Annotated in this window: 22 protein-coding genes and 2 pseudogenes; 7 read left to right on the forward strand and 17 right to left on the reverse strand. The window is 68.8% G+C overall.

Going from position 1 to position 20,727, the window contains the following annotated elements; translation table 11 throughout:
* Nucleotides 1-44: 44 nt before the first annotated feature.
* Nucleotides 45-2,324 (reverse strand): ATP-binding protein, encoded by a 2,280-nt coding sequence (locus ACPPVW_RS07025; RefSeq protein ID WP_426625797.1) that lies wholly within the window; start codon nucleotides 2,322-2,324, stop codon nucleotides 45-47.
* A 97-nt stretch (nucleotides 2,325-2,421) separates the two neighbouring features.
* Between ACPPVW_RS07025 and ACPPVW_RS07030 the strand changes: the two are divergent.
* Nucleotides 2,422-2,853: pseudogene (locus ACPPVW_RS07030) on the forward strand (NUDIX hydrolase); the annotation flags it as partial.
* Nucleotides 2,854-2,894: 41 nt separating this feature from the next.
* Here the strand turns inward: ACPPVW_RS07030 and ACPPVW_RS07035 are convergent.
* Nucleotides 2,895-3,470 (reverse strand): cysteine hydrolase family protein, encoded by a 576-nt coding sequence (locus tag ACPPVW_RS07035; protein WP_426625798.1) that lies wholly within the window; start codon nucleotides 3,468-3,470, stop codon nucleotides 2,895-2,897.
* 334 nt (nucleotides 3,471-3,804) lie between these two features.
* On the opposite strand from ACPPVW_RS07035, the gene ACPPVW_RS07040 reads away from it, so the two are divergent.
* Nucleotides 3,805-4,137 carry an MGH1-like glycoside hydrolase domain-containing protein gene (locus ACPPVW_RS07040; RefSeq protein WP_426626263.1) on the forward strand — a complete coding sequence of 111 codons (333 nt, stop codon included), beginning with the start codon at nucleotides 3,805-3,807 and terminating at the stop codon, nucleotides 4,135-4,137.
* Between the two features lie 5 nt (nucleotides 4,138-4,142).
* Entirely contained in the window at nucleotides 4,143-5,153 is a 1,011-nt protein-coding gene (locus tag ACPPVW_RS07045; protein WP_426625799.1) for a class I mannose-6-phosphate isomerase, read from the forward strand.
* Nucleotides 5,154-5,180: 27 nt separating this feature from the next.
* Here ACPPVW_RS07045 and ACPPVW_RS07050 read toward each other — a convergent pair whose 3' ends face one another.
* A complete protein-coding gene (locus ACPPVW_RS07050; RefSeq protein WP_426625800.1) occupies nucleotides 5,181-6,404 on the reverse strand; it encodes an endo-1,4-beta-xylanase in 1,224 nt (407 codons plus the stop codon).
* Nucleotides 6,405-6,587: 183 nt separating this feature from the next.
* On the opposite strand from ACPPVW_RS07050, the gene ACPPVW_RS07055 reads away from it, so the two are divergent.
* From ACPPVW_RS07055 to ACPPVW_RS07065, 3 genes and pseudogenes are all read left to right on the forward strand, one after another.
* Nucleotides 6,588-7,337 carry a formylglycine-generating enzyme family protein gene (locus tag ACPPVW_RS07055; protein WP_426625801.1) on the forward strand — a complete coding sequence of 250 codons (750 nt, stop codon included), beginning with the start codon at nucleotides 6,588-6,590 and terminating at the stop codon, nucleotides 7,335-7,337.
* A gap of 105 nt (nucleotides 7,338-7,442) precedes the next feature.
* Nucleotides 7,443-7,694, forward strand: coding sequence for a type II toxin-antitoxin system Phd/YefM family antitoxin (locus ACPPVW_RS07060; protein WP_426625802.1), 252 nt, complete (start codon nucleotides 7,443-7,445; stop codon nucleotides 7,692-7,694).
* A pseudogene (locus tag ACPPVW_RS07065) lies at nucleotides 7,691-7,947 on the forward strand (Txe/YoeB family addiction module toxin); the annotation flags it as partial. The gene ACPPVW_RS07060 and the pseudogene ACPPVW_RS07065, both read left to right, overlap by 4 nt.
* Nucleotides 7,948-7,967: 20 nt before the next feature.
* Here the strand turns inward: ACPPVW_RS07065 and ACPPVW_RS07070 are convergent.
* The 5 genes from ACPPVW_RS07070 to ACPPVW_RS07090 form a co-directional block, all read right to left on the reverse strand.
* Nucleotides 7,968-8,717 (reverse strand): ABC transporter permease, encoded by a 750-nt coding sequence (locus ACPPVW_RS07070; RefSeq protein WP_426625803.1) that lies wholly within the window; start codon nucleotides 8,715-8,717, stop codon nucleotides 7,968-7,970.
* Between the two features lie 9 nt (nucleotides 8,718-8,726).
* Nucleotides 8,727-8,990, reverse strand: a complete 264-nt coding sequence (locus ACPPVW_RS07075; RefSeq protein ID WP_426625804.1) for a flagellar basal body rod C-terminal domain-containing protein — start codon at nucleotides 8,988-8,990, stop codon at nucleotides 8,727-8,729.
* A 508-nt stretch (nucleotides 8,991-9,498) separates the two neighbouring features.
* Nucleotides 9,499-10,770 (reverse strand): serine hydrolase domain-containing protein, encoded by a 1,272-nt coding sequence (locus tag ACPPVW_RS07080; protein ID WP_426625805.1) that lies wholly within the window; start codon nucleotides 10,768-10,770, stop codon nucleotides 9,499-9,501.
* Between the two features lie 307 nt (nucleotides 10,771-11,077).
* Nucleotides 11,078-11,440, reverse strand: a complete 363-nt coding sequence (locus ACPPVW_RS07085; protein ID WP_426625806.1) for an FHA domain-containing protein — start codon at nucleotides 11,438-11,440, stop codon at nucleotides 11,078-11,080.
* Nucleotides 11,441-11,538: 98 nt separating this feature from the next.
* Nucleotides 11,539-12,843, reverse strand: a complete 1,305-nt coding sequence (locus ACPPVW_RS07090) for an ATP-dependent DNA helicase (RefSeq protein WP_426625807.1) — start codon at nucleotides 12,841-12,843, stop codon at nucleotides 11,539-11,541.
* A 93-nt stretch (nucleotides 12,844-12,936) separates the two neighbouring features.
* On the opposite strand from ACPPVW_RS07090, the gene ACPPVW_RS07095 reads away from it, so the two are divergent.
* Nucleotides 12,937-13,974, forward strand: a complete 1,038-nt coding sequence (locus ACPPVW_RS07095) for a hypothetical protein (RefSeq protein ID WP_426625808.1) — start codon at nucleotides 12,937-12,939, stop codon at nucleotides 13,972-13,974.
* A gap of 29 nt (nucleotides 13,975-14,003) precedes the next feature.
* Here ACPPVW_RS07095 and ACPPVW_RS07100 read toward each other — a convergent pair whose 3' ends face one another.
* The 9 genes from ACPPVW_RS07100 to ACPPVW_RS07140 all read right to left on the reverse strand — a co-directional run bounded on the left by ACPPVW_RS07100 (nucleotide 14,004) and on the right by ACPPVW_RS07140 (nucleotide 20,559).
* The gene (locus ACPPVW_RS07100; RefSeq protein ID WP_426625809.1) at nucleotides 14,004-15,977 is read right to left on the reverse strand and encodes a cytochrome c oxidase assembly protein; all 1,974 of its coding nucleotides are present in this window, start codon (nucleotides 15,975-15,977) and stop codon (nucleotides 14,004-14,006) included.
* 125 nt (nucleotides 15,978-16,102) lie between these two features.
* Entirely contained in the window at nucleotides 16,103-16,387 is a 285-nt protein-coding gene (locus ACPPVW_RS07105) for an HU family DNA-binding protein (RefSeq protein WP_426625810.1), read from the reverse strand.
* 261 nt (nucleotides 16,388-16,648) lie between these two features.
* Nucleotides 16,649-16,954 (reverse strand): 30S ribosomal protein S14, encoded by a 306-nt coding sequence (rpsN, locus tag ACPPVW_RS07110; protein WP_426625811.1) that lies wholly within the window; start codon nucleotides 16,952-16,954, stop codon nucleotides 16,649-16,651.
* Between the two features lie 2 nt (nucleotides 16,955-16,956).
* Nucleotides 16,957-17,124: a 50S ribosomal protein L33 gene (gene rpmG, locus ACPPVW_RS07115; RefSeq protein WP_055922173.1), complete on the reverse strand. Its 168-nt coding sequence runs from the start codon at nucleotides 17,122-17,124 to the stop codon at nucleotides 16,957-16,959.
* 2 nt (nucleotides 17,125-17,126) lie between these two features.
* Nucleotides 17,127-17,363, reverse strand: coding sequence for a 50S ribosomal protein L28 (gene rpmB / locus ACPPVW_RS07120; RefSeq protein WP_047561095.1), 237 nt, complete (start codon nucleotides 17,361-17,363; stop codon nucleotides 17,127-17,129).
* 180 nt (nucleotides 17,364-17,543) lie between these two features.
* Entirely contained in the window at nucleotides 17,544-17,939 is a 396-nt protein-coding gene (locus ACPPVW_RS07125) for a Fur family transcriptional regulator (RefSeq protein WP_426625812.1), read from the reverse strand.
* 9 nt (nucleotides 17,940-17,948) lie between these two features.
* Entirely contained in the window at nucleotides 17,949-18,806 is an 858-nt protein-coding gene (locus ACPPVW_RS07130; protein ID WP_426625813.1) for a metal ABC transporter permease, read from the reverse strand.
* On the reverse strand, nucleotides 18,803-19,663 hold the full coding sequence (locus ACPPVW_RS07135; protein WP_426625814.1) for a metal ABC transporter ATP-binding protein: 861 nt from the start codon (nucleotides 19,661-19,663) through the stop codon (nucleotides 18,803-18,805). Before ACPPVW_RS07135 ends, ACPPVW_RS07130 begins: the two co-directional genes overlap by 4 nt.
* Nucleotides 19,660-20,559: a metal ABC transporter solute-binding protein, Zn/Mn family gene (locus ACPPVW_RS07140; RefSeq protein WP_426625815.1), complete on the reverse strand. Its 900-nt coding sequence runs from the start codon at nucleotides 20,557-20,559 to the stop codon at nucleotides 19,660-19,662. Before ACPPVW_RS07140 ends, ACPPVW_RS07135 begins: the two co-directional genes overlap by 4 nt.
* Nucleotides 20,560-20,727 lie beyond the last annotated feature (168 nt).

Here is a 20,727-nt window from a genome sequence, read left to right on the forward strand (position 1 = left end):
CGTCAGCGTCGCCAGCAGGAGGTTGCCGACGCTGCTCGTGCCGGTCAGTCCAGCTCGGACTGCGTCGACCAGGCGGCGAGCTGGCTGCGCGACGTGAAGCCGAGCTTGACGAGGCTGTTCGACACGTGGCCCTCGGCCGTACGCCGGGAGATGACCAGCCGCTCTGCGATCTGCCGGTCGGTCAGGCCCTGTCCGACGAGGGCCACGACCTGGCTCTCGCGGGGCGTGAGCCCCACGCCGGCCGCCGCGGACGCCGGCCGCCTGCGCTGAGGCAGCTCCGCTCCGAGCGCGTAGGCGATCCCCTGATCCGCGGTCATCGCCGCTCCGGCGGCGAAGGCGGCCTCGAACGCCCGGTCGCCCAGGGCTGCCTTGGCGTGCTGCTCCGCGACGGACAGGGACTCGGCATCGTAGGGGAACGCCGACGCGAACGCGCCCTGCATGCCGGCAGACGGCCGCGTGATGCCGAGGAGTGTCGCTGCGCGAACATAGTCATGAGAGCGGGCCGCGATGAGCGCGAGGACCTCCTGGGCTCCGGCGATTCCATTGGAGTGCTCCAGATTCTGGGTCAGGCTCAGCGACTGGCGCACCAGGCCCCTCGCAGCGTCGAACTCCTCCCTGGTCGCCGCCAGCCAGCCCGACTTCAGGAGGAGCTCGGCGGTCTCGAACGAGTCGCCGGCCTCGATGGCCTGGGCGATGAGCTTGCGTCTGAGCTCCTCCGCCACGCGCGCATGCCCGACGTGATCGTGGGCGAGCGCGAGTCGCTCCTCGATGTTCGCTCTGGTCACCGCGAGGTTCCTGCCGCCCTGGAGGATGCTCGCTCGCGATGTGTGAGCGAGCCTGAGGTCCGGGTCGCGCTCCTGCGATCCTTGCGTCGCGGCAACGAACGCCCGCGTGAAGTCGTCGCCCAGGCGTTCGGCCGCCTCCTCGGCCAACCGCCAGCGCCTTTCGGCCGACTCGTGATCGCCGTGCATACCCTCGACGCTGGCCACGAAGGCCATGGCTTGGCAGACATCGGTGGTCTCCGGTGGTGGCTGGAACGACACGACCAGCGACATCCAGCCCTGCACTTCGTAGGACCTGCCGTGCGCCTGCCAGACCACCCGCCACCCCGACATCAGGATCGTCGCCGCCCGGGAGAGGTCGTGCTCTTCGAGGCAGAAGTCGACGGCCGCTCTGATGTTCGGCAGTTCCAGCTGCGTGTAAGCCAGCCAATACGCCTGCCGGGGCCCGTACCATTCGGCCTCCAGAGCTGCCAGCCTGTTCTGGTACCAGTCGCGATGCAGCCGACGGGCTTGGCTCAGTTCGGCTGCGGATGACACGTCCAGCCCGAAGATCCTCACGGTGTCGAGCATCGCGAAACCGGCCATCGCCCCTCTCCCGCGGCGGGCGATGATCGACTTGTCGAGCAGCGACTGGACGAGGTCCAGTGCCGACTCCGCGCCGCCCGCCTGCGTGCACATCCACTCGGCCGCTTCGAAGTCCCAGCCCCCGACGAAGACGGACATCCTCCGCCACAGCTCCCGCTCGGCCGGTGTGCACAGGTCGTAACTCCACGCGATGGTGGTGCGGAGGGTCTGCTGCCGCTCCGGTGCATCCCTCGTCGCCCCGGTGAGGACGCCGAGAGGCTCGGACAGCCGCTCCAAGATCTGAGCGGGGGACAGGGCTCGGGTCCGGCTGGCGGCGAGTTCGATCGCGAGTGGCATCCCGCCGAGCCGTTCGCAGATCGCGGCGATCGCCGACAGCTCGCTGGGAGTCGGGTTGGGCAACGATACTGCCGCTCGGTCGAGGAAGAGCTGAGCCGCGGGGGACACTGCGCCGCGGGTGGACACGGTCTCGAGCGGAGCCACGACGAAGACTGTCTCGGCCACGAGCCGGAACGTCTCTCTGCTCGTCGTCACGATCATGACCCCTGGACAGGCGTCCAGGACGCGCTGCACCACGCGCGCGGCGTCGTCCAGGACGTGCTCGCAGTTGTCCAGCAGCAGGAGGCCGTGCAAGTCGCTCAGGTACTTGATCAGGACGTCGGTCTTGTCCGTCGAGTCGGTGCGCAGGCCGAGCATGCGCACTGCCTCGTCGGCAACGGACCCGCCGACCGCGAGCCGGCCGAGGTCGACGAACCAGATCCCGTCGGGCAAGACTCGCTTCACGGCGTTCGCCAGCTGGATGGCGAGCCGGGTCTTGCCGACACCGCCCGGGCCGACGAGCGTCAGGAGGCGCGCGCCCTCGACGGCCGCCCGCACTGCCTTGAGGTCGGCCCTGCGTCCCACGAAAGAGGTGTACTCGGGCGGCAGTGAGGTCGCCCGGACCCGATCGATGGTACCCATATGTAACTCTCTGCTGCGGAGGCGCACTCGTGTTCCATTGTGGCGCGTGCGATCGCCAAAGGCTAGAGACTCAAATACAACGTGTCAGAATGCATAGATGCCGCACCTCAACACCGCGCCGGGCGAGTACGACCTCACGGCGAGCGCCCTGATCCTCCGGGAGTTCGACGGACGCCTCCACCTCCTCGTGCACCGGCACCGCAAGCTGGGACTCCTGATGCAGCCCGGTGGCCATGTCGAGCGCGCGGAGGACCCGTGGGCGGCCGTCGCGCATGAGCTCCGCGAGGAGTCCGGCTACGTGTTGGAGCAGTTGCTGCTGCTGCAGCCGCCGCACCGGATCGACCACGCCGAGGGAGTCGCCGTGCTGCCGCAGCCGCTCTGCGTCGACGTGCACCCGATCGGCGCCGACCACTTCCACACCGACCTGGTCTACGGCTTCGTGGCGATGTCGGACCCGGCGGGGCGACCGGGAGAGGACGAGTCGCAGGAGCTGCACTGGCTGGCGGTCGACGCGCTCGATGGACCGGACGGACCCGCGGACCTCGCGCCGGGGCTGGCCGAGGTCGCGCGCTACGCGAGCGACTCGATGAAGGCGTCGATGCTGGTCACGGTCACGCCACCGCGAGCGAACACCTTCTCGGTGAGCACCCGGTGGACCTCCGGATCGGCGTCCCAGCAGCCGTCCTCGAGCACGACGAGCCGGTAGTCGCGATCGGCGGCGTCGCGAACGGTCGACAGCACGACGCCGCTCGTCGCGACGCCTGTCAGCACAAGCGTGTCGACGCCGCGGGCGGCCAGCCGCTCCTGGAGGTCGGTGGTGCTGAACGCGCCCACGCGCTTCTTGCGCACGACGATCTCGCCGTCGGCCGGCGCGATCCGCGGGTCGATCTGCGTGTGCGGGCTCGCAGCGTTCAGGCGCTCCGCCGCGCCGGCGAAACGGGAGGTCGCCGGGATTGCCGCCGCCTCCTCCTCTGTGACGGCGACGCGCACGTAGCCGACCGTGAGGCCCGCCGCGCGTGCGGCCTCCCGTGCCCGGGCGAGGCCGGCCAGGAATCCGTCGGAGTCGGGCAGGCGGCCCAGGATCCCGGGCTGGAGGTCCATGAGGAGCAGCGCGGTGGTCGACGGGTTCAGAGCGAGATCGTTCATCTGGCTAAACTACCTCGCGCGGATGAGGGTGTCGTGCTCCCGGTGGTCGCAAGCGCCGTGCACGTCGGGCCTCGACGACAGCCCCGTCTTCGACGCGGAGCTGCCGCTCGCATCGGCCAACCTCGCGGCCTACCTGATCCTGCAGGACGACCTCCTGGGGGCGCGCGCGATCGGTCGGGGACCTCGTCGGGGCTGCTCGAGAAGATGTGGGACAACGCTGCCGGCTATTTCCGTTCATCCGGTGCCAGCCGGCCGATCTCTGCGGAGACGGCGGTGTCGTTGCTGCCCCTGCTGACGGGGCACCCGCCGGGTCGCTACGTGACCGGCATCCTCGCTGCACTGTTCCGACCCCGATCGCTTCGCGACGCCGTGGACCGCGCCGACGGTAGCGCGCAGAGAGGAGACGTTCTCGGAGGAGCTCATGTGGCACGGCCCGGTGTGGGTCAACGTGAACCCGCTGCTGGCGGAGGGTCTGGCAGTATCGGGACACGCGTCGCGAATCGCGCGAGCTGATCGAGAAGACGCTCCGCCTGGTCATCCACGGCGGCGGCCCCCACGAGTACTTCAACCCGACGACCGGCAAGAAGGCACGCACGGCGACGACCGCGTTCCAGTGGTCGGCGGCGCGGTTCGTGGATCTGGCGGTGCAGGTGTCGTGAAAGGCTGACCTCCATGGTCTCCCACGCACGCTCCACCCCCACCCTCCCGATCGTCCTGCCCACCAATCGTCCGCGCGACCGCTTCTACGACGGAGGTGCGCAGATCGATGCGTTCCGGGGCCTCCCACACGGCGAGGATCACACCCCGGAGGACTGGGTGGGCTCGACGACACCAGTGCGCGGCCAGGAGCCCGCCGGCCTCACCCGGCTCGACGACGGAACGCTGTTGCGCGACGCGGTCACGGCGGACCCGACCGGTTGGCTGGGCAGCGCCCACACCGAGCGTTGGGGCGCAGACGCCATGCTGCTCGTGAAGCTGCTCGACGCGGGCCAGCGCCTTCCCGTCCATGCGCATCCCGACGATGACTTCGCCGCGCGCGAGCTCGCGTCGGCGCATGGAAAGGCCGAGGCCTGGTACATCCTCACGCCCGGCACCGTGCACCTCGGCCTGCGCGAGGACGTCGACAGGGAGCGCCTTCGCGCTCTTGTGGAGACTCAGGACGCCGCGGCCCTCCTCGACCTGCTGCACACGGTCGACGTGGAGGCCGGCGACGCGGTGCTCGTTCCGCCCGGCACCCTGCACGCGATCGGCCGTTCGGTGCTGCTGGTGGAGGTGCAGCAGCCCACCGATTTCTCTGTCCTGCTGGAATGGCGCGGCTACCCGATCGACGGCGCAGCGGAGGGCCATCTGGGTTTGGGCTTCGACCGAGCGCTCGCGGCCGTGGACGTCCATGCGTTGTCGGCCGACGGACTCGCCGCCTTGGTGCGGCGCTCGCCGGCCGCGGGCAGCGTGCTGCCGTCGGCGGCCGACGCGTGGTTCCGTGTCGACCGGGTCACCGCGCAGGCGGTGTTCGGGGTCGGCTTCGCCGTAGTCGTCGCGACGAGGGGGACGACCCGGCTGCACACCAGCGCCGGGGAGGTCGTGCTCGTCGCGGGAGCGACGGCCGTCGTGCCCGCCGCGGCGGGTGCGCTCACGGTCGACACCGACGGGTCGGCGCTCATTGCCCGCCCACCCGCGCCGTGAGCCGGCACTGAGTCGCGCGATTCGCGGTCAGGCCCTGACAACGACGGTCCGTGACCAATCTCCGCCGCGCTCGAACTCGAACTCGGCGGCGGCCGAACCGGCCGCCACGCGGTAGGAGCCGGCGACGCCCTCGATGCGGACCCGCCCGGCATCGTCCGTGCGGACGAGCGTCGGCGCCGTCCACCACTCCCCCCGGATCAGTCGATCGAGCGCGTCGTACGACGGCTTCGGAGACCCGTCGGCGCGCACGAGCCCCGAGGGCGCGCCCAGCCAGGCACCGGCGTCCGAGAAGCCCCAGTACGTGATCGACTCGACCGCGGGATGGCCGAACAGCGAGCGGTAGTGACGCTCGATGTCGTCGGCCTGCCTGCTCTCCCCCTCGGGCGTCGTCGGCCACGAGTCGACCTGATAGTCGTTGAGGTCCTCGATCTCCGGCGGCATCAGGTTGCCCGAGAGGAACGTCGTCTCGGTCAGCTGCAGCGGGAGGCCGAACCGGGCGAAGCGATCGACGATCGAGAGGATCTGCTCCTCCCCTCGGTAGCCCTGGTGCATGTGGGTCTGGAGGCCGATGGCATCGATGGCCACGCCGTCCTCGATCGCCTCCTCGATCACCCGCTCATAGTCCGACGAGAGGTCGAAGTCGTTGATGACGAGGGTCGCGGTGGGGTTCGCAGCGCGCGCCTCCTCGAAGGCCAGCCGGATCAGGTACTCGCGCCCGCGGGCGGCGGCGAGCGGTGTGATCGCGTTGTCTCCATTGGCGAAGACCGGCATGATGACGGCCTCGTTGATCGCGTCCCACAGGTGGATGACGTCGGCGAACCCCGCGACCGTCTCCCGCACGTGGGCGCGGAGCCGGCGCTCTACCTCCTCGTCGCCGCCGACCTCCATCAGCCAGTCGGGCTGCAAAGTGTGCCAGACCAGCGGGTGGCCCTTCACCCGCACCCTCTGCTCGACGAGCCAGGAGGCGACCTGGTGGAGGCGTGCGGCGCGGGTCTCGCCGGGCCGGGGCTCGAAGGTGCCCCAATAGAACGGCAACGTCGCCTGATTGAACAGCCGCAACCAGGGCTCCGCGCCGGCAGTGCCGTGCTCGACGAAATCGAAGCCGAGGTTGCCGAACCCGAACGCGTGCGAGATCTGCTCGATCGTCACGTCGCGGTTCGCCAGCGGCTCATCGTCCGGCCCGATGACGGTGACGATCGCCGATCCGGTTCGGTGCGCGGGAGCGGCAACAGTGCTGCTGACGATGTCCATGCCACCACGCTAGCGGTGCCAGGGCGTCGACATTTCGCGCCGGATGCGACCCTGCAGCCGGCGGTTCGTGAGGGCGAGGCCGCTGGGGACGGCAACAGCCGAGTACGGAGATTGTCTGCGTACTCGGCGGTTTCGGGCGTAATTCGGGCGTACTCGACTGCTGCCCTATGGCAGGGTGGAGCCGTGGAGGGCGCGGAGATCGAGCTGGCGTACATCCCGCCCGGCGCGGTGCAGCTCCACGACGCCCGCCTCAAGCGCCGGTGGACGGTGGAGCTGGAGTCGTTCGAGATCGGCGTGTTCGCTGTGACTGAGGAACAGGTCGCCGAGCTGATCGGCGAGCCGGCCTCGCATCCGCGGCGACCGGCGACCGGGATCAGCTGGCTGCGCGCGATCCGGTTCTGCAACGCGGCGTCGGAGTGGGAGGGCCTCGACCCGGTCTACTCGTTCGACGGCGAGGACGTGACCTGGCATGTGGACGCCGACGGCTACCGCCTCCCGACCGAGGCCGAGTGGGAGTACGCCTGCCGCGCCGGCTCCACGGGGCCGCACTACGGCCCCCTGACCGAGGTCGCCTGGACCAGCGCCGACGGGCTCTCGGCTCCGCACGACGTCGGCGGGAGGCTGCCCAACCTCCACGGGCTGTTCGACACGCTCGGCAATGTGTGGGAGTGGTGCTGGGACTACCTCGACCCTGCGCGGTACGACGACTACCGGGTGTTCCGCGGTGGAGGCTACGCGGACGACGCCTGGAGCGTGCGGGCCTCGGTGCGCCGCGGCGGCTCGCCGCGCACGCAGCACGAGGATCTCGGCTTCCGCGTGGCCCGCGGCGGGTTCGACGCTGAGGGTGCCGCGCAGGGCTGGTCGGCGCAGGCCGACCGTGAGCGGGCCGATCTGGTGTACCCCGTCCCGCCCGGCTGGACGCCGCGCCGCTGACGTCGGGGGCACGTCGCTCCGCGCAGCGCCTGTCGGCTCCGCGTCGGGGTAACCGAGCCACCCCGCCGATAGGGTACGAGTTCTTGTACGTCGATGGAGGGCGAAATGAAGACGATGAGCTACTCGGAGTCGCGGGCGCACTACGCTGCGACCCTCGACGCAGTCCTCGACGACCGCGAAGAGGTCGTCATCACCCGGGCGGGCCGCGAACCTGTGGTCATCGTTGCACTCAAGGATTACGAGGCCCTCCGCGAGACTGCGTACCTCCTTCGGAGCCCAGCCAACGCACGACGCCTGATCGAATCGATCGGGCGCCTCCACTCCGGGGGCGGGTCCGAGCACGACCTCGCCGAATGAAGCTCGTGTGGGATGAGAACGCCTGGGAGGACTACCTGTATTGGCAGGGACAGGACAGGACAGGCGGGTTCTGAAACGGATGAACCTGTTGTTGAAGGGCATCGAGCGCAACGGCAACGAAGGAATCGGCAAACCCGAGGCACTCACACACGGGTTCCAAGGATTCTGGTCACGTCGAATAACGGATGAACATCGACTCGTCTACCGGCCCGACGAAGGGACCGCTCTCATCGCTCAATGCCGGTACCACTACGAGGCGTGTCGCCCACTCTCTCACTTCAACCGCGCCGGCCGTACCCGCACCGGGGCGAGCCAGGTCGCGACGATGACGGCGGTGATCGACCCGGCGCACATGATCGCCGCGAGTACGACGACCTGAAACCGGCCGGCCTCTAGCGGAGAGACCCCTCCGAAGATGGCCCCGACGAACGCTCCGGGGAGCGTGACGAGCCCCGTGGTCTTCGTCTGGTCGACCGACGGGATGAGCGCCGCGTAGACCGCGCCGCGCGCCTGCTCGATCGTGGACTGCCGCGGAGTCGCGCCCAGCGCGAGCCAGCCCTCCACCTCGTCCCAGTGGTCGTCCACCGCCTCGGTGAACCGGCGGCCGGCGAGCGTGGCGATGCTCATGGAGTTGCCGATCACGATGCCGCCGATGGCGAGCGCGTAGCGGGCGGTGAAGTCGATCGCCCCGGTCGTGAAGACGATGGTGAACGTCACGATGACGCCCGTCGCCATCCCGACAGCCATCATGGTGCCGTGGTCGAGAGACCAGCCGATCCGATGGGTCGCCGTCGCGGCGGCCACGCTGAACATGACCAACAGGGCGAGCGCCACCCACACCGGGCTCGTGATGACACCGGAGAGCACGACGCTGATCACCGCGAGCTGGGCGGCTCCGCGGAGGATGGCGAGCAGCGGCGCCCACCGGTGCGGCACGCGGTACGCGCCGAGCACCGCCGTCGCCAGCAGCGCGAGGAGGGCGACCCCGAGCACAGTGGGCGCGAGCTCGTGGACGATGGGCACCTTGCGAGCCTACGCGGCGCCGAAAGAGTCCCCGGGTGCGAGAGGCGGTTGCCGGAGATGGACCGTGAGATCTTCGGAGGCGGTGATGATGCGGGCGTTGGCCTGGAATCCGCCCCGGGCGACGATCAGAATGGTGAACACCTGCGACAGGCCGACGTTCGACATCTCGAGGGAGCCGCCCTGAAGGCGGCCCGCCCGTAGCCAGTCGTCCACTTCGTGGCCCGGATCGGCGGGTGAACGGCAGCCTTCGCGCGGTTGAAGTATATTCAGCACGGGCTGTGGATGACTCGTCTATCAGACGCTGAAATCACAGATCTATCCACAGCTGTTTTCCGGGTGTGAATTACACTGTTGTGGTTTAGAACAGAATTTCGATTCGAGTATGATTCGAACGAATTTGCTGGTCAGAGCCAATTACAACTCTCTGTGAACTCTGAGATTCCACACAAGTCGCGCGTGTCCTCCACACGTTATCCGCACTCATCCACGGCTTTTCCCCAGAGTTATCCACAGGTGGAGAAGTCGGGGAGTGAGCGTAGCGCGCGGACACCTCGGTCGACCCCGCCCGTCGAACGCGCGATGAACGCGGCGACACGCCGGAAGGAGGTTGGGAGTGTGCGGGGTCACCCGATGAGCCGGGCGGGGCGGCCTGTACTCGCTGTCGTCGGTCGAGCGTCCGGAGGCCCAGACTCGCCGCGCTCGCCGGGGCCTGACCGGCCTCGAGTAGGCGCATCGTATGCCCGCTCGACGCTTTTCGGCGGATCTTGCGCCTACCCGGTGGTCACTTCGCGGGAGTCGTCGGGCAGGGCGCTGCGGCCTTCATCGCGGCGACGACCTGATCCTCCGACCAGGGGAGCGACGCGACCGCTTTGGCGCCCTTCTGCACTGCGGGCACCTTGGACACGATCGAGGCGAGCCGCTGTGCGAGCGCCCGAGCGAACCCCGCTCCCGGGGTGGAGTTGTTGACGGCGGCGACGATGGTGAGTCCGGACGACGGGTCGGCGTACATCGCCGAGAGGTAGCCGGGGATGGCGGCCGCACCACCGCGCAGCGGTCCGACGGCCTGGACGCCCAGGCCGTAGCCCAGCCAGGACGAACCCGCGCCGACGGTCTTGTTCTGGGCGTCCGCCGACCGGCTGCTGAGCAGGGACCCGCTCACCAGCGCCTGCACGAAGGCCTTGAGGTCGGGCACGCTCGACACGACCCCCGCCGAGGTCCAGCCCATCGACGGCGACAGGGCGCGGATCTCGTGCACCTGGTCGCAGACGGGCGCGCCGGCGGCGTCGAGCGCGGCGGCGTACCCGGCGGGATGCGCACCCGGAACGGTCAGGACGCTGTTGTCCCGGAGCGTGGAGGCCGACATCCCGAGCCGCGAGAACAGGTAGCTGTCGTAGAGCTGCTGCCAGTTGCGGTTGGCGGCGTTCTGCAGCGCCATCCCCACCAGCACGGTGTTGGTCTGTGACGGAGCGTATCTCTGGCCAGGAGTCCCGGTGCGGGTGGTGGCGATCCCGTCGCTCGCGAGCTCCAGCGGCGGCCAGTAGCGGGTCGGGTTGGCGAGGAACTCGCCGCGCAGCTGAGAGGCGTAGTCGCCGATTCCGGAGGTGTTCTGACAGAGCTCGCGCAGGGTCACGCCGCCGACTCCGACCAGACCGGGAAGCCACTCGGACACGGGATCATCGAGCTGCACGGTGCCAGCGTCGACGAGCTCGAGGAGCACGGTGCAGGTCATCGGCGTGGTGAGCTGGCCGATCCGGAACGTCATCGACGGTGTGACGGGAATCGAACCGCCGCGGGTCGTCGTGCCGATCGCGGCCGTCCAACTGCCGGCCCACGGCGCCCAGACACCCACGATGGCCGCCGATCCGCCCGACTGGGCGATCGCATCCGTCACCGCCGCCTTCAGCCGTGCCGTCACGTCGGAGGAGAACCCGCCCGGCTGCTGGGGCGGCAAGCCCGTGTCGGACGCGGACGAGGCGCATCCGGCGAGCGCGACCGCCAGCAGTGCGGCGGTCGCCGCGAGGACCATCCGGCGAACGCGGGAACCTCGCTGCATCACATCCCCCGATGATCGTGGCCAGGCCCGCCGCGGGCCCCGTGCAGCGATTGTAGCCCGCACGAAGGTCACGCCGACTAGCCCCACCCGTGTCCAATCCGATCCGGCAGCCGCAGCGCGGCAGGCCGGCGTGCGGGCGGCGCGCTGCGTTTCGTCTGCGCGCTCGCTGTCAGCGCGTTCGCCTTCTGCGCGCTGACCATTCCCGGCGCTCGGCACGACGGGCGCCGGCGTCGCGGCCGCGGCGGTGCACCACCACCACCACCACTGACCGTCACGTCCGGCGCGGATCAGCTCGGATCAGCTCGGATCAGCGCCGGCTCAGTCGGCTCAGCGCGAAGGATGCGTTCCCGAAGCGAACGATCGACCCCGGGTCGACCTCGTGGCGGGTTTTGGGGTCGCAGGCGAAGGTGCCCTCGCCGGGGTAGCTGATCGTCGTGCCGTTGGCCGATCCGAGGTCCATCACCCAGAACACACCGTCGTACTGACCGAAGGCGAGATGCGCGCGAGAGACCGACTTGGCGTCGTCCGACACCGTCACCAGCTCGACGTGCGCCGGGTCGTCGAACTCGGTTCCCGGAGTGTGCGACGCTGGGTTGCGGCCGATCACGCCGTTGCCCGACGTCTCCACGTGCTGTCCGTCGCTCAGGTCCAGTGCGAACATGACCGCCATCCGTTTCTCCTTCCGCCGGCGTCCCGAAGCGCCCCGCCCAGCATCCCATGACACGCCTGTGATCCAAAGAGCGTCCAGGCACGAAAAGGAACCGCGCGTCAGTCCGACGCCACCGGCATCCGCACCGGCCGGGCGTCCCGCATGAACCGCTCCACGTCGGGGTCGACGGTGATGTCGCTCGGCCGCAGCGGGCGCGTCAGATACAGGCCCTCGAGGCTCGTGATACGGCTGAGGGCGACGTAGGTCTGGCCGGAGGTGAACGCGCGCGAGCCGAGGTCGACGATCGCCGCGTCGTAGGTCTTGCCCTGCGACTTGTGGATGGTGACCGCCCAGGCGAGTCGCAGCGGGAACTGCGTGAACTCGGCCACGACGTCCTTGGTCAGCTTCTTGGTCTCGGCTGAGTAGCTGTAGCGGTACTTCTCCCAGATGGCCGGCTCGACCTCGTGCACCTCGCCGTCGACCTCCACGTACACATTGGTGTCGATGCGTGTGACAGTGCCGATGGTGCCGTTCACCCAGCGGGGGCCGTCGCCCTGCCCCACGTCGTTGCGGAGGAACATCACCTGGGCGCCGACCTTCAGCTCGAGCACCTCGTCGGCCGGGTAGTTCCTGCCACCGAAATCACCACTGACCTCGGCCTTCGCCGTCAGCGGGCGGCCGGGCAGGCGCTCGAGAGCCTGCGCGTTGATGCGGTTCACGGTGTCGTTGCGCGTCGCAAGCGTGATCGTGCCGTCGTCGGGCGCCGGCCGCGCGCCGACCGCGTTGAGCCGGTCGGCGATCTCCTTGGTCACCTGGCCGTGGCGCACCGCGTTGAGCATGTAGCGGAAGTCGGACTCGTGCTGCCGGTGCACCTGCAGCAGCTCGACGAGGTGGAGGTCGACCTCGCGCCACACCTTCGCGTCGAAGAACCACATCGAGCGGTAGGTGTCGCTGAAATAGGCACGCTCTTCGTGGTCTCCCGGAACCGGCGCCAACTGGTACGGGTCGCCGAAGAGCACCACCTGCACACCGCCGAACGGCTCTTTGGGCCGCTGCCTGGCCTGGCGGAGGCTGCGGTCCACGGCGTCCATGAGGTCGGCGTTGACCATCGAGACCTCGTCGATCACGAGAGTGTCGATGCTGTTCAGGAGCTTGCGCAGCTCGCTCGTCTGGTCGATGTCGTGATCGGCGATGACGCCGATCGGCAGCTTGAAGAGCGAGTGGATGGTCTGTCCGCCGACGTTGAGCGCGGCCACACCCGTCGGGGCGGCGATGACGATCGACTTCTCGGTGTTCCATGACAGGTGGTTGAGGAGCGTCGACTTGCCGGTGCCGGCCCGGCCGGTGACGAAGACATGGTCGCGAGTGTGCTCGACCAACTCGAACACCGCGCGCTGCTCGGGCGAGAGCGAGAGTCCGGCCATCGGCGATCCCTTCCCTCACGCGAGCTGCCGAACTACTCTAACGCGGGCGGCATCGTCAGGGACGGTTATCCACACACCCCTAGGATTGCGTCTATGGGAGGGGTCGGCGGGCGTCGTGCCGTGTGGCCGGTGCTGCTGTGGTCCGGCCTCGGCGTGCTGCTCGTCGCCGCGTTCCTGGCAGCCCTCGGCGCCGTGCAGCGCGCGTACTACAGCCCGGAGGGCTTCGTCTCGGCATACCTGTCCTCGCTGGCCTCCCACGACCTCCCCGCGGCCCTGTCGATGCCTGGAGCTGCCCCGACGAAGGCGGCGCTGACGCAGGCCGGGCTACCAACCGGCGCCTCCGTCGAACTGCTGCGCTCCGACCTGCTGCCGATGTTCTCGGACATCCGCGTCAACTCCGCCGCGGCCTCCGGCGATCGGCGCACCGTGTCCGCGCACCTGCTCGCCGACGGCCGACCCGTCACGACGACCTTCGACGTTCGCCAGACCGGTGCGGTCTTCGGCCTCCTACCGACCTGGGAGTTCTCGACGACCCCGGTCGGTGTCGCTCACATCACCGTCGCGCACGCCCAGACCTTCACCGTCGGAGGTCACACAGTGAACCCGCGCGCCGCGGACCCGAGCCAGCCCGCGTCGGCGTTCACCGTTGCCGCCGACTACCTGGTGCCCGCTCCGGCAGTGTACGAACTCGACCACACGTCGAAGTACCTCCAGTCGGAACCCGTGCGGCTGCAGGCCGCTCCCGGTCGGGTCGTCGACGTCACCGTCGACACGCAGCCCAACGCCGACTTCACCGCCGCGGTGCAGAAGGAGCTGAACGGGTTCCTCGACGAGTGCGCGAAGCAACAGGTTCTCCAGCCGGCAGGCTGTCCGTTCGGGGTGGTCATCGACGACCGCGTGCAGGGCGCGCCCACCTGGAAGATGGTGCAGTACCCGACGGTCCAGCTGGTGCCGGGCACGATCTCCTGGACCATGTCGCAGGCGGTCGGCATCGTCCACCTGTCGGTGACCGTGCAGTCGATCTTCGACGGCACGGTGGAGCACCGCGAGTCGGACGAGAAGTTCGGGGTCTCGCTGACCAGCGTGGTCATCCGGCCAGACGGTTCGCTCGACATCGTGGTGGGGGAGTGACGGGATCCGTCACGCCTGTCGAGCGCTCGTCACCGCTGCGCCGTGCCGTCGCGCGCGGCGAGGCGGGCGAGCTGCTCGTTGTAGGCCTTCAGCTCGGCGTCGCCCGTACGATCGGCGTTGCGGTCCTGGCGCTTCGTCTCGCGCTCATCGCTGCGGCTCCACTGGATCGCCACCGCGATCGCCAGGATCACTGTCGGGATCTCTCCGACGCTCCAGGCGATCCCGCCGCCGGTCTGCTGGTCGACCAGCGGTGTCGCACCCCAGGTGCGCCCCATCGCCCCGAACCAGTCGGCGAGCAGGAGGCCGTGCATCTGCATGATCGACAGCCCGAAGAAGGCGTGGAACGCCATCGTCCCGAGCAGCAGCAGGAGCCGGAACGGATACGGCAGACGGTACTTGACCGGGTCGACGCCGATCAGCGACTGCACGAACAGGTATCCCGTGATGAGGAAGTGCACCACCATCCACTCGTGGCCGATGTGGTCGGTCGTCGCCCAGCGGATCAGCGGCGTGTAGTAGAAGGCCCACAGCGATCCGGCGAACAGGCCCGCCGCGACGAGCGGATGCGAGATGATCGCGGCGAACCGTGAGTGCACCGCGAGGAGGATCCACTCTCGACCGCCTCGCGACCCGTCCTGACGTTTGCGGATTGCCCGCGCCGCGAGCGTCACCGGGGCGCCGGGCACCAGCAGCAGGGGTACGGCCATCGTCAGCACCATGTGCGCCGACATGTGGGCCGAGAAGAGGTATTTCTCGTAGAGATTCACGCCGCCGTTGGTGATGTAGAAGAGCAGGACGATGCCGAGCGCCCACAGGATGGTGCGGTAGACCGGCCAGGCGTCGCCACGGCGCCGCAGCCTCCACACCGCCGCCAAGTAGAAGAAGAGCGCGAAGGCGCAGCCGAGCACCCAGAGCAGGTCGAAGTTCCAGCTCGTGAACAGCCGGCCCCAAGTGAGTTCCGGAGGCAGCTTCTCGCCGGTGAGGATCTCGGCGGGCGTCGGCGTCGCCGCGCGCGTCTGCGGCACCGGCGTGACCGTGCGGGCGAGTGCGGCGGCGACGCCGGAGGCGATGCCCATGAACGCGAGCTCGGCGGTGACGATCCACCAGAACGTGCGGCGCTCGCCAGGGCGCTTGAGGCGGTCGATCAGGATGCGGCGTTGCACCAGCCCGAACAGCCCCAGCACAACCAGGGCGGCCACCTTGACGAGCACGAGGATGCCGTAGGGAGTGGCCAGTTCGGCCAGTGTTCCCACGCGCAGCTCCGCGTTCACGTAGCCGGAGGCCGCGACGACAATGAAGCAGATCAGGGCGATGCTGGAGTATCGCTCGAGCACGGTCACCAGTCGGCCCCCACCGAGCGTGTTCTTCACGACGATGAGAGTCACCAGTCCGCCCAGCCAGATTGCGGCGAAGAGCACATGCAGCCCGAACGACGTGACCGCGGCGTCATGGCCGGCGGCCTCCGAACTGTGCCCCTGCTGCGCCATCGGGATGACGGCGGCCATGGCGAGCATCGCGACGAAGGCGATCGCGGTCTGGTTGCGCACTGCGAAACACAAGACGGTGACCGCGGCCGCGATGAGTGTGATGCCGAGCCATGCCTGACCGAGTGACACGCTCGTGACGAACGAGCTCAGCCCGTTCGTGAAGGTCTCGTCGAACGACCACGGCACGTTCGAGACGCTGACGAAGGTGAACAAGCCCGTGACGGCGGCGGCCACCGTCATGACGGCCGCGCACGCCGCTGCGAAGTCGAGCGCCAGCCCGTACTCGCGTTCGTCGGAGCCGAACGCGAAGCAGGCGAGCACGAGCGCGCCGACCGTGCCCGAGAGACTGAGGTTGACGATCAGCGTCGAGATCGGGAGGCCCCAGCGCACCAGCGCTCCCGGGTCGAGGAGCAGGGGCGCGGCGGCGCCTCCGCCGAATGCGAGGGCCGCCACGACGGAGACCAGAGCGACCGCCAGCAGAACGGCGGGACCGATCACGCGGAGAAGTCGGGGCACCTGTCAAGCCTACGTCTCCGGCGCTCAACGGCTGCCCACAGGGAGCTGTCGCCGCCGGCGGGAGCAACAGAACGGGGGCGGCGCCGCAATCGCGACGCCGCCCCCGTGGAGCCAGTGCAGGCTGGTTACTTCACGGCAGCCTTGAGCTTGGAGCCCGCGGTCAGCTTGACACGGTGGCCGGCCGGGATCGAGATCTCCTCGCCGGTCTGCGGGTTGCGGCCGGTGCGTGCGGCGGTCTCAGTGCGCTCGGCGGCGAGCCAGCCGGGGATGGTGACCTTGCCGCCACCCTTGACGGTGTCGGTGATCGTGGCGAAGAACGCGTCGACGACGCTCGAGACGGTCGCCTGGCTCTGACCCGACGCAGCAGCGACGGCAGCAACGAGCTCGGTCTTGTTCAGGTTGTCAGCCATTGAGTGTCCTCCTCGGACCTTGTGCTGGTTATCCAGCTATCTTGTGGAACGGTTGAGGCCACGGGGGCCGTTACGTTTGGTCGGTCGACCGCCTCGAATGTATCAGAATCCCCCGGAAACACGCGGATTCTCGCGGATTTTCGACGGGTTCCCACGGCGTGTCCAGCCCGGCACACACCCGAGACACGACGAAGGGGCCCCCGGCAGATGCCGGACGCCCCTTCACAGGGTGTCACTCGTGCTTTTTCAGCTCACGGAGCCTTACCAGCTCGACTTGGTGATGCCGGGCAGCTCGCCACGGTGCGCCATGTCGCGGAAGCGGACGCGCGAGATACCGAACTTGCTGAGGTTTCCACGGGGACGGCCGTCTACCGCGTCGCGGCCGCGCACGCGGATGGGGGAGGCGTCGCGGGGGAGCTTCTGGAGGCCGATGCGGGCCGCCTCGCGGGACTCGTCGGTGCCGTTCGGGTCGACGAGAGCCTTCTTGAGCTCGGCGCGCTTGGCGGCGTAGCGCTCTACGACGACCTTGCGCTGCTCGTTCTTGGCGATCTTGGACTTCTTGGCCATGATTAGCGCTCCTCTCGGAAGTCGACGTGCTTGCGCACGATGGGGTCGTACTTCTTGAGCACGAGACGGTCGGGGTCGTTGCGGCGGTTCTTCTTGGTCACGTAGGTGTAACCGGTGCCCGCCGTCGAACGGAGCTTGATGATCGGACGGATGTCCTGCTGCTTCGCCATTGCTAGATCTTCTCCCCACGGGCCAGGAGGTCCTTGACCACGGACTCGATGCCACGGGCGTCGATGACCTTGATGCCCTTGGCGCTCAGGGTCAGGGTGACGTTACGACGAAGAGACGGGACGTAGTACGTCTTCTTCTGGATGTTCGGGTCGAACCGGCGCTTCGTGCGACGGTGCGAGTGCGAGATGTTGTGACCGAAGCCGGGAGTGGCTCCTGTCACCTGGCACACTGCTGCCATTTGCTTTCTTCTCCAATACCGTGATGCCGGACGGCACCACCCAAGGTCACTTGTCGGCGCACGACTTCCGCTGTCTTTTCAGAGAGGGGGTTTCGTACACGGCTCTGAGCGGGAGGAGCCCGCTCAGCCAAACATCCATGCTACGGCACGGGAGGCCGACCAGCCAAATCGCGGAGGGCGCTACTCGGCCGCTGCTTTCGCCGTGCAGCTCGCGCAGAGCCCGAACACGTCGACGACGTGCTGCGCCTGCGTGAAGCCGTGCGACGCGGCGGCGGCTCGCGCCCACTGCTCGACCTCGTCCGCCTCGATCTCGACCGTGAGGCCGCAGTTGCGGCAGATCAGGTGGTGGTGGTGGCCGGTGGTGCACGCGCGGTAAAGGCTCTCGCCCTCCGGCGACTGCAAGGAGTCAGCATCCCCTTCCGCCGCCAGGTCGGCCAGGGCGCGGTAGACGGTCGCGAGACCGATCGGCGACCCGGTCTCGTGCAGGTTGAGGTGGAGTGCCTGCGCGCTGATGAAGCCCTCCGTCGAGGTGAGGGCCTCGCGGACGGCCTCCCGCTGCCAGGTGTTGCGCTTCACGGTCTCAGGCTAGCCTGCCTGGCTCACCAGCCGCCGTGAGCCGCGAGCGCCGACGAGCCGGCACACCCCGTAGATGAGGAATGAGATCGTCGTCACGTACGGGCTGATCGGGAGGGAGCTGCCGAGCGCCAGCATGATGCCGCCCACCACCGAGAGCAAGGCGAAGCCCACGCTCAACAGCGGCACGACGAACGGCGACGACGAGACCCGCATCGCCGCGGCCGCGGGCGTCACCAGGAGCGAGAGCACGAGCAGTGCGCCCACGATCTGGACGGAGACGGCGACCGCCAGCCCGAGCAGCACCATGAAGGCGAGCGAGACGAAGCGCGTCGGCACACCGCGGGAGGCTGCGACGTCGGCGTCGAGGCTGTCGAACATGAGCGGGCGCCACATGAGCAGCAGCGCGATCAGGACGATCACGCCGATGACCAGCAGCGAACCCAGCTGCGGGTCGTCCACCGACACGATCTGACCGGTCAGCAGCCCGAACTTGTTGGCGCTCCGACCGGGATACAGCGCGAGCGCCAGGATGCCGAGACCCAGGCCGAACGGCATCAGCACGGCGATGATCGAGTTGCGGTCGCGCGCTTTCGCGCCGAGGAGGCCGATCAAGACGGCCGCGACGAGCGAACCGACGAGCGAACCGGCCACGATGTTCACGCCGAACAGCAGGGCGATCGCGGCGCCCGCGAACGAGAGCTCGCTGATTCCGTGAACGGCGAAGGCCATGTCGCGCTGCATGACGAAGACGCCGATGAGGCCACCGACGACGCCGAGAACGGCACCCGCGAAGATCGAGTTGCGCACGAGCGCCAGCAGCTCGCCGTAGTCGGTGAAATTGAACAGCTGCGACCAGAGATCGTTCATGCCGCCGGCTCCGGGTGGGGCTCGCGGGCGTGCTCGTGGTGCTGGTGGGTCTCGGCGTCCGGGATGCCGACCACGACGATCCGGCCCCTGCTGCGGATGACGTCGACCGGGGTGCCGTACAGGTCGGTGAGCACCTCGCTGCGCAGCACCTCGTCGGGAGTGCCGGTGCGAAACCGGCCTCCCGCCAGGTAGAGCACGCGGTCGACCATTCCGAGCACCGGGTTAACGTCATGGGTGACGAAGACGACGGCGCTGCCGTGCTCGCGCCGCCGGCGGTCGATCAGCTCGCTGACGCCGCGCTGGTGCTGGAGGTCGAGCGACAGCAGCGGCTCGTCGCAGAGCAGGAGCGCCGGGTCTCCGGCGAGCGCCTGGGCGACGCGGAGCCGCTGCTGCTCGCCGCCGGACAGCGAACCCACAGCGGTGTCGGCGTAGCGACGAGCCCCGACCGAGTCGATCAGCTGCTCCACCTGGGCGCGGTCGGCCCGGGTCGGGATCGGCAGGCCCCAGCGGTGCCCGTTGACGCCGAGGGCGACGAGGTCGCGGGCGCGCATCGGGGTGCCGGCGGGGATGAGCTTCTGCTGGGGGACGTAGCCGATGCGCCGGTCTCCGCGGCGCACGGCGCGCCCATCGAGCTCGATGGTTCCGGAGTCGAGGGCCTGTTGGCCGAGGATCGTCTTGAGGAGGCTGGTCTTGCCCGAGCCGTTCGGGCCGAGCACAGCGACGAACTCGCCGGCGTGCACGTCGAGGTCGAGCCCGCTCCACAGAGTGCGATCGCCGAACCCGAGAGCGGCGGAGCGCAGACTGAGGACGATCTCGCGCCGCTCCGGCGCGGGCACCCGTTCGAGCGGCTCGCTCACTTCGAGAGCGCCGCTCCCACGGCGTCGATGTTGGCGTTCATCCAACTGACGTAGTCCTTGCCCTTCGGAAGGGTCTCTGTGACCGGCACAGCCGGGACGCCGGCCTGCTTGGCCGCGGCGAGCACGCGTTCCGTCTCCGGACCGGAGGTCTGCTCGTTGTAGGCGAGCAGCTTCACCTGGTGCGCGCTGAACAGGGCGAGGGTCTCGTGCAGCACGAGCGGCGAGACGTCGTCGCCCTCCTCGATCGCGGCGCTGAACTTCTCGGGCGTCTTGTTCACCAGTCCGATGGCGTCGAGCAGGTAGAGCGGAACCGGCTCGGTGATCGCCGCGCCTTCACCGGCGTACTGCGATCTGAGCTCGGCCTCCCGGTTCTGGAGCGCGGCGAGCTTGCCGGCGAAGGCGTCCGCATTCTTGGTGAACGTCGCCTTCTGGGCCGGGTCGGCCTTCGATAGTGCGTCGGTCAGAGCCGTGGTGAGCTTCTGGATCGTCGGGAAGTCGTACCAGACGTGTTCGTTGAGTTCGCCATTCTGGGCCTTCTTGCCGGAGAGGTCGACCACGTTGAGCACGGTCGCCTTCGTGTTCTTCGATCCGGCACGGAGGGTGTCCATGAAGCCGTCGTAGCCTCCCCCGTTCTCGATGAGGATGTCGGCCTTCGACACTGCGAGCTGGCTTTGGGCGTTCGCCTCGAACGAGTGCGGGTCCTGGGCCGGATCGGACATCAGCGAGGTCACCTCGACGGCGTCGCCTGCGATGGTGGAGGCGATGTCGCCGTACACGTTGGTGCTGGCGACGACGCGGACTCTGCCGTCGTCGGCGGAGGAGCCGGCGGAGCATCCTGTGAGCGCGAGAGCGGTCAGGGCGGTGACGGCGAGAGCGAAGGCGGAGCGCTTCTGCATGGGGGCCTGTCTCGTTCGGCGGTGGGTACCCCGATGACACTAGCTCTTGTTGAGAATGATTGTCAAAATCATCTCGCTTGAGGACAGCCTCGCGTTCGCGCCGTGTGGCAGCTAGTTGTAGTTCCTCGACACGTTGTGAACGGTTGAGGTGAGCGAAGACCTCCGTGG

Origin of the sequence: Leifsonia sp. McL0607 (assembly GCF_049993355.1) — a bacterium.
In the GTDB taxonomy this organism is placed as follows: Bacteria; Actinomycetota; Actinomycetes; order Actinomycetales; family Microbacteriaceae; genus Leifsonia.

What these genes read in the sequence shown, in the direction of transcription:
- ACPPVW_RS07025 (WP_426625797.1), bottom strand. Translation starts at nt 2,324, where the DNA reads ATGGGTACCATCGATCGGGTCCGGGCGACCTCACTGCCGCCCGAGTAC.
- ACPPVW_RS07035 (WP_426625798.1), bottom strand. Translation starts at nt 3,470, where the DNA reads ATGAACGATCTCGCTCTGAACCCGTCGACCACCGCGCTGCTCCTCATG.
- ACPPVW_RS07045 (WP_426625799.1), top strand. Translation starts at nt 4,143, where the DNA reads ATGGTCTCCCACGCACGCTCCACCCCCACCCTCCCGATCGTCCTGCCC.
- ACPPVW_RS07050 (WP_426625800.1), bottom strand. Translation starts at nt 6,404, where the DNA reads ATGGACATCGTCAGCAGCACTGTTGCCGCTCCCGCGCACCGAACCGGA.
- ACPPVW_RS07060 (WP_426625802.1), top strand. Translation starts at nt 7,443, where the DNA reads ATGAAGACGATGAGCTACTCGGAGTCGCGGGCGCACTACGCTGCGACC.
- ACPPVW_RS07080 (WP_426625805.1), bottom strand. Translation starts at nt 10,770, where the DNA reads ATGCAGCGAGGTTCCCGCGTTCGCCGGATGGTCCTCGCGGCGACCGCC.
- ACPPVW_RS07085 (WP_426625806.1), bottom strand. Translation starts at nt 11,440, where the DNA reads ATGGCGGTCATGTTCGCACTGGACCTGAGCGACGGACAGCACGTGGAG.
- ACPPVW_RS07090 (WP_426625807.1), bottom strand. Translation starts at nt 12,843, where the DNA reads ATGGCCGGACTCTCGCTCTCGCCCGAGCAGCGCGCGGTGTTCGAGTTG.
- ACPPVW_RS07095 (WP_426625808.1), top strand. Translation starts at nt 12,937, where the DNA reads ATGGGAGGGGTCGGCGGGCGTCGTGCCGTGTGGCCGGTGCTGCTGTGG.
- ACPPVW_RS07105 (WP_426625810.1), bottom strand. Translation starts at nt 16,387, where the DNA reads ATGGCTGACAACCTGAACAAGACCGAGCTCGTTGCTGCCGTCGCTGCT.
- rpsN (WP_426625811.1), bottom strand. Translation starts at nt 16,954, where the DNA reads ATGGCCAAGAAGTCCAAGATCGCCAAGAACGAGCAGCGCAAGGTCGTC.
- rpmG (WP_055922173.1), bottom strand. Translation starts at nt 17,124, where the DNA reads ATGGCGAAGCAGCAGGACATCCGTCCGATCATCAAGCTCCGTTCGACG.
- rpmB (WP_047561095.1), bottom strand. Translation starts at nt 17,363, where the DNA reads ATGGCAGCAGTGTGCCAGGTGACAGGAGCCACTCCCGGCTTCGGTCAC.
- ACPPVW_RS07130 (WP_426625813.1), bottom strand. Translation starts at nt 18,806, where the DNA reads ATGAACGATCTCTGGTCGCAGCTGTTCAATTTCACCGACTACGGCGAG.
- ACPPVW_RS07140 (WP_426625815.1), bottom strand. Translation starts at nt 20,559, where the DNA reads ATGCAGAAGCGCTCCGCCTTCGCTCTCGCCGTCACCGCCCTGACCGCT.